Genomic DNA, 9,461 nt, shown 5'->3' with positions numbered 1-9,461 from the left:
CGCTGTTTGCGTGCCCATTGCTCTGCGGTATAAATTTTTTCAAAATCGTAATACGCATTAGGCGGCTCAAGGTAGTTAAATAAATTAAACGTAGCCATTTTAAATTGCGTGTTTTTTACTACAGGCTCGTTTAAATCGTCGGCAGGTTCAGCCTCAAGCGTAGTGTGATGTAAAGTCGATTCAAAATTACTGATAACAATAACCTAGCGAATAAAAGTGCATTAATTATACCCTAAAGGGTTTAAAGTTCTAAACCGTGAATTATTCTCAACATGCAAATAAAGCCCTTTATTTACGCTATACTGCCCTCCTCGTTATTAGCGCACACATAGGTATTATGAACTACTCAAATTTTGGTACTAAATTTACACAACCCAACGGAATAACGCAGCTTATGGAAGATTTAGGCAGCGCTAACGCAAGCAATAATCCAAATATTGTTATGCTAGGTGGCGGTAACCCCGCACACGTACCACAGGTTAATGCCGTATTTTTAGATGAATTACAAAAGCTAGTAGCCAGTAATAAAGTATCGCAAGTATTTGGTTTGTACGATGGACCAACTGGCAATGACGAGTTTAGAGCTGCCCTTGCTAAACAGCTCAATAGCGAGTTTGACTGGGGTTTAACAACGCAAAACATAGCACTGGGTAATGGCAGCCAAGCTAACTTTTTTGTGTTGTTTAATATGCTTGCGGGCAAAATGAGTGATGGCACTAATAAGCGTATATTGTTTCCGCTTGCACCTGAATACGTAGGTTACGCCGACCAAGGTTTATCTGATGATATGTTTGTGGCAATCAAGCCCGACATCGAAATTTTAAATACACCCAGTGGCTCTAAGCAATTTAAATACGTGATTGATTTTGACGCGGTTGAAAATGTACTTGCTGAAGATAGCAGTATTAGCGCGCTGTGCGTATCGCGCCCTACCAACCCAACTGGTAATGTCATTACCGATGAGGAAGTACGCCACCTTAACGCCCTAGCACACAAATACAATATTCCCCTAATTATTGATAACGCCTACGGCGACCCTTTCCCAGGCTGTATTTACACTGATGCAAACCTTACTTGGAACTCAAACATTATATTATGTATGTCGCTTTCAAAATTGGGCTTGCCAGGCCTGCGCACTGGTATTGTGGTTGCCAATAACGAAATAATTAAAGCCATTGGCCGTGTTAATGGCTCAATGGTGTTATCGCCTAACGCTATTGGTCCAAGCTTAGTAACCCGCTTAATTAACGAAGGCGAATTACTGCCTTTATGTAAAAATACGGTATTACCTTTTTATAAAAATAAAGCAGAGATAGCCATAAACCTGTTTGATGAAATTTTTGCAGACTTGCCTGTTTACTTACATAAACTCGAAGGCGCGTTTTTTATGTGGCTATGGTTTAAAGACTCTAAAATAACCAGCGAAATGCTTTATCAAAAACTTAAAGAGCAAAACGTATATATAATTCCTGGGCATAACTTTTTTATTGGCATTGAAGATAGCTGGGAGCACAAACACCAGTGCGTACGTATTAACTACGCCAACGATGAAGCCACTCTTAGAAAAGGTTTAGAGGCAATTAAAGCGCTTATTATGTAGCGCTTAAATTAACGTTTTTCATCTTATTTTTACGAGGTGGTTAACGCTTAGCGTTAGCCACTGAGTTTTTTATTTAACCTACTGTTTAGGGGCTAACGCCTTAGTTAACAGGGCAAACAGCAAGCCACCTAGCGCACCTGCTAGTAACTGTAAATAAAAGCCCCATCCACGTGCGCCCGCTATAATATGAATATTCATAATCGACTCAATAGCCACTAAAACCACAGCAAAAGCTGTAATACCCGCTGCAATAAATAACGCCATACTGTAATGTTTAACTTTTTTAGTAAGCTTTGCAGTCACTAAAAACGCAATGGCAAGCGCTATGGCAATAATAGCGCCATAGGTAGGTAATAAACCTAACCAATCATCTAGCGTTAAATTGATACGATCGCTTAAGCTGACTACGATACCTACATTAACTAATTGATTGACAACGTATTGGCTATGAAACAAGCTAGCAAGGGTAAAGGTAAGTAACCAAGAAACTAAAAATATAGGGAGTACACGTGTTAAAAATGGCATGGTTATCTCAACTTAAAATAAAGCTTTTTTCTTACAGTAGCAAAGGCTTGCAATGTAAACAACGACTCTCTCAATTCGCACTATGTTTATATGTAGGGCTTTTTGCATCCACGGCCAGTGCAGCTGAATTACCTAAAGAGCAATACAGCACTCACACACTCGCAGCACATTTAAACTCGCCGTGGAGCACGGTTAAACTTCCAAACGGGACATGGCTAATCACAGAGCGCGACGGCCACATTGTTATTGTAAAAAACAATCAGCAAACTAGAGTAAATTTAAACCTTGAAGGCTTATACGTTGCAGGCCAGGGTGGCTTACTTGATATAGTGCTGTCGCCTAATTTTAGCACTACTAAAGAAGTCATATTTACTTATGCTCAAGGTGATGCAAGCGCAAACAGGCTTGTTGTTGCCAAAGCCACCTTTAATGGCACTGACTTTTCAAAGCCTAACGTTATTTATAAAGTAACGACTGATAAAAACACCCCACAGCACTACGCTGGCCGCGCCCTTATTTTACCCGACAACACCCTACTGTTTTCAACCGGTGATGGCTTTGATTTTAGAGAGCAAGCACAAGTGATAACCAGCCAACTAGGCAAACTATTGCGTATAAATCTAGATGGCACTATCCCAAAAGATAACCCGTTTATTAATCACAAAAACCCCAATGCACACGCTGTTTACTCGCTCGGTCACCGTAACCCACAGGGCTTAGTATATGATTACGATACAGAGCAAATTGTCAGCCACGAGCACGGCCCCGCCGGTGGCGATGAGCTAAATTACTTAACGCCAGCTACCAACTACGGCTGGCCGGTGATCACCTATGGCAAAGATTACTCGCAAGCACGTATTTCACCCTTTACGGAATATAAAGGTATGCAAAAGCCAAGCGTAGATTGGACGCCATCAATCGCCCCGTCAGGCATGGCGTATTACGGCACTAAACACACTGCATTCCCTTCACTTGCACAACATGTACTCATCACCACACTCGTTGATAAAAAGCTCTACAGCGTTAATCTGGCAAATGGTGAATTTACGCAGTCTCACGTATTTCCAAAAGCAACAGGACGATTAAGAGACGTGTATGTTACAGCTGAAGGTAATGTAGCAATATTAATGGATGGAAAAGATGCTGAGCTGATGTTGTTTAAATCTAATTAATTAACAAAGAGGACTAGAGGCGCTTCGCTTTTAGAGAAATATAATAGCTTAAATAAAGGTGTTTTGAGCAAATAGTGACTTGATGTCTGAAGTCAAAATTTGACCACTTTATTTTCTTAAAGTAGGTCGGATGAGTTACGAAGTCACGTTATCCGACAAAAGTGATGAATTTACTAGAAACAACCCGACTTATCGCGTTTTTAGAGAAAAACAGCGGCTTTTAGTAAGCCGCTTTAATACAAAGTTATAATGTCTGAAGTAAAGATTTGACCCATTTGGCTTTTACTTAAATTTTGGTAAATTTATTGTGAATACATTTCTTTGAAACTTAAACCCCAATGTCTCTTCTAAAGTTTTTGGATATGGAGTTACAGTGATAAAACCTGAATTTAATTCAATAATCTTTTTAGCCATATACATGCCGATACCTTCTCCTGCTTTTCCTATTTTAGTAGGAAGCTCACCCGACACGCCTTCAAGAAATATTTGCTCTACTTCACTTTCTTTTATTTCAGTACTCACCATATCCATTGAAATTTGTGTGTATATACCATTGTCACCTATCTCAATATTTAAAGTAGAGTTAGGTTTAATATACTTAGATGAATTTTCAATAAGATGGTACAAAGCGACATGGATTGATTCGTAATCAAAATGAGCTATATGCCTACTCTCATCACCAACAATAACCCTCACATCCTTATCTGTAAAATCAGGAAAAAACAAATAAAACATATTCATTAATACTTTGTGAACATTGTGCTTTCTTATTTGTAGTTCTGGATTACTATCAAATAGTTTTTTAAATACTGAAAATTCTACCTTCATTGATGCATTATTTTTAGCAACCCTCAATAATGCAACAGCTGTTTCTTTAGGTTCATTTTTAACAATGTTTTCAGCGAAAGAAATTTGTTTTTTCATATTTCGACTAACCCCATCCTGAGGAATTAGTGAGTATATTTCTTGAATATTATGGGCATTAAGAGTAGTTAAATTATGAATTAGTCGGCTAGTACTTTTATTTATTGATTTCTTAGTGTTATCAATTATTTCTTCTATTGAACCCGTAGTATTTAAAATTACATTTAATTGAGTTTTAAACTTTTGTGAACTCTTTAAAAAATCTGGGTCTGAGCTGAAGCCATAAACTGTAAATGAATCATTTTTTAAAATACCAGCCCTTATACCTATATCACCAACTTTCTGAGATTGCGATGTTATATTTTTTATTAAAGTAGCTTCATAAGGTAATAAACCACAAAAAATAACCTTTTCTTTAGAAGTTTGAATTCGATAGCGAATGCTCATAAGTTAAGAATGCCCTCCAATAGTAAACTCTTCAACAAGCCTTTGAAACTCGTAAGGGTCAGCATTCTTTGCTAAGAATGAGTCAGCTTCTCTTAAGGCTTTGTGGAATCTGTCACCTTGAGTTTCAGCGGAATATATTACTACTTTTTTCTTTGGGTATTTTTGTTTTATCGCAAGAGCAAGACCTAAGCCTTCATCATTAAAACCCATAGCCAGCCCAACCCCCTGAACATCAATAAACAATATTGATGCCTTAATAACATCCTGTTCATCTAATGTTTCACAGTCCTTTATTAATTTTGTGTGCACCCACCCACTACGAATTAATATTTTCGAAACCTTGAAGCGCATATCATCATCGATAAATAAGATCCTCGTTTCATTTTTAAAATCTTCTAATGTTTTATTTATCACAGGCTCAGCAGTTACTTTCGCTATATCATTTTTCAATATTTTATTAGAAGTAGGTAACGCATTCGTGTTATCTATTTTTATGTCAATATTAGCAGGCTGTAATGGAGGGTTAGCATTACTCTTTGTTACTGAGAATAGCTTTGTTAATATAAAACCTACCACAGCCAAGCCGACTCCACTAAATAACCAATCTTTATTTGCTATAACCCAATCCATATACTTCCCTTTCTAAAACTGTAAAAAGCCTAACAATTTTGCCTGCGACATCTGCCGCTTTATAACCGACGAATGTCCAAATATTACCAAACTTCTAATGTAACCAGCGAATAAGCACATGTAAACAATTAGTTAGCTCTTATATAAATTTACTTGATGTAGAAAAACACCAGAATGGTAGAAAACAGTAATATTGGACAAAAGGGTAATACACTAATAAATAACAAAACTTAGACTTTTTTCTTTCGCCTTGAACCTTTTACCTTTAAGTTTTTCCCACAAAAAAGCCGCAGTTCGTTTAAAACAGCGGCTTTTCTACTTATAGCTAAACTTTAAGCTTTCCCAATCACTTCAAGCCCACCCATGTATGGACGTAAAACTTCTGGTACAACTACTGAGCCATCGGCTTGTTGGTAGTTTTCTAGTATGGCTACGAGTGTACGGCCAACGGCTAAACCTGAGCCATTTAATGTATGTAGTAACTCTGGCTTTTTAGCACCTTCACGACGAAAACGTGCTTGCATACGGCGGGCTTGGAAATCGACCATATTTGAACAAGACGAAATTTCGCGGTATGTATCTTGCGCCGGTAGCCATACTTCTAAGTCGTATGTTTTGGCTGCGCCAAAGCCCATGTCGCCCATACATAAAATGACTTTACGGTACGGAAGTTCTAACGCTTGTAAAATTTGCTCTGCGTGGCCGGTTAGCTCTTCAAGCGCTTGCATTGAATCTTCTGGTTTTACTAGTTGTACTAGTTCAACTTTATCAAACTGGTGCTGGCGAATTAAGCCCCGTGTATCGCGACCGTAGCTGCCTGCTTCACTTCTAAAACACGGTGTGTGCGCAGTTAAGCGAATCGGTAAATCGCTCTCTTCGTAAATCTCATCGCGTGCGCTATTAGTAAGCGGTACTTCTGCTGTAGGGATTAAGCTAAAGCCAGCTTGTTGTTCACCGTCGTCGTTTACTAGGCCTAATGTATGGAACAAATCGCCTGCAAACTTAGGTAATTGGCTTGTGCCGTAAAGGCTTGCGCTATTAACTAAGTACGGAACATACATTTCTGTATAGCCGTTTTTATCTGTATGGGTGTCTAGCATGTATTGCGTAAGTGCACGGTGCATACGCGCTACTTGGCCGCGCATTACTGTAAAACGTGCGCCACTAATTTTAACGCCCATTTCAAAGTCTAGGCCGTTTAGGTCTTGGCCTACGTCTACGTGATCTTTTACTTCAAAGTCGTACTTTTTAGGCGTGCCCCAGGTAAGTATTTCAACGTTATCGTCTTCATCAGCACCCTCTGGTACTGATTCGTCTGGTAAGTTTGGAATTGCTAATGCAATGTCGTTAATGACGTTTAGTACTTCGTCTTGCGCTTTTTTAGTTGCGTCTAATTCGCTGCCTAAATTTGCCACTGCATCTAGTAGTGGTTGTGCGTCTTCGCCTTTTGCTTTTGCTTGGCCAATGGCTTTAGCACTGGCGTTACGTTGACTTTGAAGCTCTTGCGTTTTTACTTGTAATGTTTTGCGTTGTTCTTCAAGTTCTGTCACTTTTGCAACATCAAGCTCGTAGCCACGAGCTGCTAAGCGTGCTGCAGTTTGCTCAACGTCTTGTCGTAAATATTTAGAATCTAACATGTTAGTTTTTTAACCTTTTTGCATTACCAGCTGAAGGCCCAGCCAAGCCATAAAAATACAGATCATCACATTTAAGATGATATTGAGGGCCATTTTAATAAAGTGACCTTGTTGTAATAACAACAACGAGTCCATTGAGAATGTTGAAAAGGTGGTTAACGCACCTAAAAAGCCAATACCAATAAGGGTTTTAGCGGGGCTTGTGGCGATAATTTCTTTTTCTATCAAACCGTACAAAATGCCCATTAACAATGAACCCAGAATATTAACCGCCAACGTGCCAAAAGGGAATCCCCTACCAAGGAGTTTTAGCATGGTTTCGCTAATAAAAAATCGTAAGCAGGCTCCTGAGGCACCGCCAAGGGCGATCATCATATAAAGTTTAATCATTTTCGTATCGTTTAAGGGGGCTTTGGGCGTCGCGATCTTTTAGGTAATCAAGCTTTTGCTTAATTTTTTGCTCAAGGCCACGATCGCTCGGTGTATAATATTGTTTGTCTTGAATTTCTGGCGGTAAGTATTTTTCACCTGCAGCAAAAGCACCCTCTTCGTTGTGTGCATAGCGATACTCAGCGCCATAGCCTAAATCTTTCATTAGGTTGGTGGGCGCGTTTCGTAAATGCTCAGGCACTGGGTAACTTGGCTCATTTTTGGCATCTGCCTTTGCTTGGTTAAACGCCATATAAACGGCATTACTTTTAGGTGCGCTGGCTAAATATAGGGTAGCTTGTGCAATGGCACGCTCGCCCTCACTTGGGCCTACACGCTGAAATATATCCCATGCATTTAACGCCACTTCCATTGCCCGCGGGTCGGCGTTACCTATGTCTTCTGTGGCAATGGCAAGTAAACGCCGTGCTACATAAAGTGGGTCACCGCCGCCGGCTAAAATACGGCAGTACCAATAAAGCGCACCATCGGGGGAGCTACCTCGTACTGATTTATGAAAAGCCGATATTAAATCGTAAAATTCATCGCCGCCTTTATCGTATTTAGCTAAATGGGTTGGCAGTACTTGGCTTAATACGTGCTCATCTACGTTGTATGTGCCATTTTGCTCACTCGTTAAATCAACCGCTTGCTCAAGTAAGTTTAATACTTTACGGGCATCGCCACCGCTTGCTTGGCAAAGCGCCTGTTTGGCGTTTTCGGCAATAACAATGTTTTTTTGGTTTAGTTGCTCATCTTGCTTAAGTGCGCGCTCTATCACAGTGTATAAGTCGGTATCGGCTAGCGACTTTAAAACATACACGCGTGCACGCGACAAAATAGCGTTGTTAAGTGCAAATGAGGGGTTTTCGGTTGTCGCGCCTACAAATATAAAAGTGCCGTCTTCTATGTGAGGTAAAAATGCATCTTGCTGCGATTTATTAAAACGGTGTACTTCGTCAACAAACATAAGCGTGCGCTGCCCGCGGCTTTGTAGGTTATCGTGCGCTTGCGTTACGCTGTCGCGAATATCTTTTACGCCTGCGGTCACAGCCGACATTTGTATAAGTTCGGCATCGGCGTGGTTTGCAATAATTTGCGCAAGGGTGGTTTTACCTACCCCAGGCGGCCCCCACAAAATTAAGCTGTGGCAACGCCCTGCAACAATGGCTTGGTGCAAGGGCTTGTCGCTACTTAGTAAATGCTGCTGACCTATGTATTCGTCAAGCGTTGTTGGGCGCATACGCGCCGCAAGTGGGCGTACATCGGGCCCAAAGTTAAAGCCTAAATTACTCACCGTTACTCTGATCGTCTATTTCTACACCCTCTGGTGGGGTAAATTCAAAGGTGCTTGTATCAAGCGCGGTATTTACTTGTGCATTGTTAAAACTAAACGATGAAAGCTGACCAGAATTATCCGTCACAACTAACTTAGCAAGGCCTTGCTCGTTACCTGCAAAGGTAATATCAAGTTGCTCTACTTGGCTTTCTACGCCTTTATTTGGCGTTACACTAAAGCCAGAGTCTGTGGCTTGAACACTGTATTTTTCCCATTGTGCAGGGTCTTTTGAGGTAAGCAATACAAACGGTGTTGAGTCTATAAGGCTGTGGGTATCCATAATAGTTACTTGCTCAGCAAAGCTGTCGAAGTAATAGGTTTTGTCGCCATTTGATACAAATAAGGTATCATCTGGGTTTGTTTGCTGCCAGCGGATCATCATTGGCTGTTTAAGGGCAATTGTGCCCTCGCCTTGCATAACCGATTGGCCTTGCGAGTCGGTTACGTTTTGAGAAAACTGCGCTTTAAAACTTTTAAGGGTGGCGAGTTTGTCTTGCAGTGCTTGGCTGTCGTCAGCAAAGCTAGGCGTGGTAATTAAACTGCCAAGCACTAATAATAAACTGTTTAATTTTTTCATTAATTTGCTCCATTAGGTACTAATACATCGCGAGCGCCGTTGTGGCCAGGCGAACTCACGATACCCGATGTTTCCATTTGTTCTACTAGTCGTGCTGCACGGTTATAGCCAACACGCAATTTACGTTGTACTGACGATACCGATACTTTGCCAGTTTCGATTACAAACGCAACGGCTTCGTCGTAAAGTGGATCTGATTCGTCATCTGCGTTTTCATTGGTTTCACCTGGTAATAAAACAT

General features: G+C 40.5%; 10 protein-coding genes and 1 pseudogene. 2 read left to right on the top strand and 9 right to left on the bottom strand.

Going from position 1 to position 9,461, the window contains the following annotated elements; all coding sequences use genetic code 11:
- Positions 1–194, bottom strand: a pseudogene (locus B2R65_RS19565) (hypothetical protein); the annotation flags it as partial.
- Between the two features lie 143 nt (positions 195–337).
- Here B2R65_RS19565 and B2R65_RS19285 point away from each other — a divergent pair.
- A complete protein-coding gene (locus B2R65_RS19285) occupies positions 338–1,600 on the top strand; it encodes a valine--pyruvate transaminase (RefSeq protein WP_286745425.1) in 1,263 nt (420 codons plus the stop codon).
- 78 nt (positions 1,601–1,678) lie between these two features.
- Here the strand turns inward: B2R65_RS19285 and B2R65_RS19280 are convergent, their stop codons facing one another.
- Positions 1,679–2,125, bottom strand: coding sequence for a hypothetical protein (locus B2R65_RS19280; protein ID WP_286745422.1), 447 nt, complete (start codon positions 2,123–2,125; stop codon positions 1,679–1,681).
- On the opposite strand from B2R65_RS19280, the gene B2R65_RS19275 reads away from it, so the two are divergent.
- On the top strand, positions 2,110–3,297 hold the full coding sequence (locus B2R65_RS19275) for a PQQ-dependent sugar dehydrogenase (RefSeq protein WP_286745420.1): 1,188 nt from the start codon (positions 2,110–2,112) through the stop codon (positions 3,295–3,297). The genes B2R65_RS19280 and B2R65_RS19275 overlap by 16 nt on opposite strands.
- A 282-nt stretch (positions 3,298–3,579) precedes the next feature.
- On the opposite strand, the gene B2R65_RS19270 is transcribed toward B2R65_RS19275, so the two are convergent.
- The 7 genes from B2R65_RS19270 to B2R65_RS19240 form a co-directional block, all read right to left on the bottom strand.
- Positions 3,580–4,608, bottom strand: coding sequence for a histidine kinase (locus tag B2R65_RS19270; RefSeq protein ID WP_286745418.1), 1,029 nt, complete (start codon positions 4,606–4,608; stop codon positions 3,580–3,582).
- Between the two features lie 3 nt (positions 4,609–4,611).
- The gene (locus B2R65_RS19265; protein WP_286745416.1) at positions 4,612–5,238 is read right to left on the bottom strand and encodes a DNA-binding transcriptional response regulator; all 627 of its coding nucleotides are present in this window, start codon (positions 5,236–5,238) and stop codon (positions 4,612–4,614) included.
- A gap of 332 nt (positions 5,239–5,570) precedes the next feature.
- A complete protein-coding gene (gene serS, locus B2R65_RS19260; RefSeq protein WP_286745414.1) occupies positions 5,571–6,875 on the bottom strand; it encodes a serine--tRNA ligase in 1,305 nt (434 codons plus the stop codon).
- Positions 6,876–6,884: 9 nt separating this feature from the next.
- Positions 6,885–7,265 (bottom strand): fluoride efflux transporter CrcB, encoded by a 381-nt coding sequence (gene crcB / locus B2R65_RS19255; RefSeq protein WP_286745412.1) that lies wholly within the window; start codon positions 7,263–7,265, stop codon positions 6,885–6,887.
- The gene (locus B2R65_RS19250; protein WP_286745409.1) at positions 7,258–8,601 is read right to left on the bottom strand and encodes a replication-associated recombination protein A; all 1,344 of its coding nucleotides are present in this window, start codon (positions 8,599–8,601) and stop codon (positions 7,258–7,260) included. Before B2R65_RS19250 ends, crcB begins: the two co-directional genes overlap by 8 nt.
- Entirely contained in the window at positions 8,594–9,220 is a 627-nt protein-coding gene (lolA, locus tag B2R65_RS19245; RefSeq protein WP_138541212.1) for an outer membrane lipoprotein periplasmic chaperone LolA, read from the bottom strand. The genes B2R65_RS19250 and lolA overlap by 8 nt, the downstream gene beginning before the upstream one ends.
- Positions 9,220–9,461, bottom strand: a 242-nt coding sequence (locus B2R65_RS19240; RefSeq protein WP_286745404.1) for a DNA translocase FtsK, incomplete at its 5' end; no start/stop codon positions are given. The genes B2R65_RS19240 and lolA, both read right to left, overlap by 1 nt.

It is taken from the genome of Pseudoalteromonas sp. UBA2102, from assembly GCF_002331165.1.
Taxonomy (GTDB): domain Bacteria; phylum Pseudomonadota; class Gammaproteobacteria; order Enterobacterales; family Alteromonadaceae; genus Pseudoalteromonas; species Pseudoalteromonas atlantica.
The sequence above is the reverse complement of the archived record's forward strand: the minus strand, read 5'-3'. Positions and strand labels throughout refer to the sequence as shown.

Excerpts from the sequence above, each read along its gene's own strand:
- crcB (WP_286745412.1), bottom strand. The coding sequence starts at position 7,265 with ATGATTAAACTTTATATGATGATCGCCCTTGGCGGTGCCTCAGGAGCC.
- B2R65_RS19270 (WP_286745418.1), bottom strand. The coding sequence starts at position 4,608 with ATGAGCATTCGCTATCGAATTCAAACTTCTAAAGAAAAGGTTATTTTT.
- B2R65_RS19280 (WP_286745422.1), bottom strand. The coding sequence starts at position 2,125 with ATGCCATTTTTAACACGTGTACTCCCTATATTTTTAGTTTCTTGGTTA.
- serS (WP_286745414.1), bottom strand. The coding sequence starts at position 6,875 with ATGTTAGATTCTAAATATTTACGACAAGACGTTGAGCAAACTGCAGCA.
- B2R65_RS19265 (WP_286745416.1), bottom strand. The coding sequence starts at position 5,238 with ATGGATTGGGTTATAGCAAATAAAGATTGGTTATTTAGTGGAGTCGGC.
- B2R65_RS19285 (WP_286745425.1), top strand. The coding sequence starts at position 338 with ATGAACTACTCAAATTTTGGTACTAAATTTACACAACCCAACGGAATA.
- lolA (WP_138541212.1), bottom strand. The coding sequence starts at position 9,220 with ATGAAAAAATTAAACAGTTTATTATTAGTGCTTGGCAGTTTAATTACC.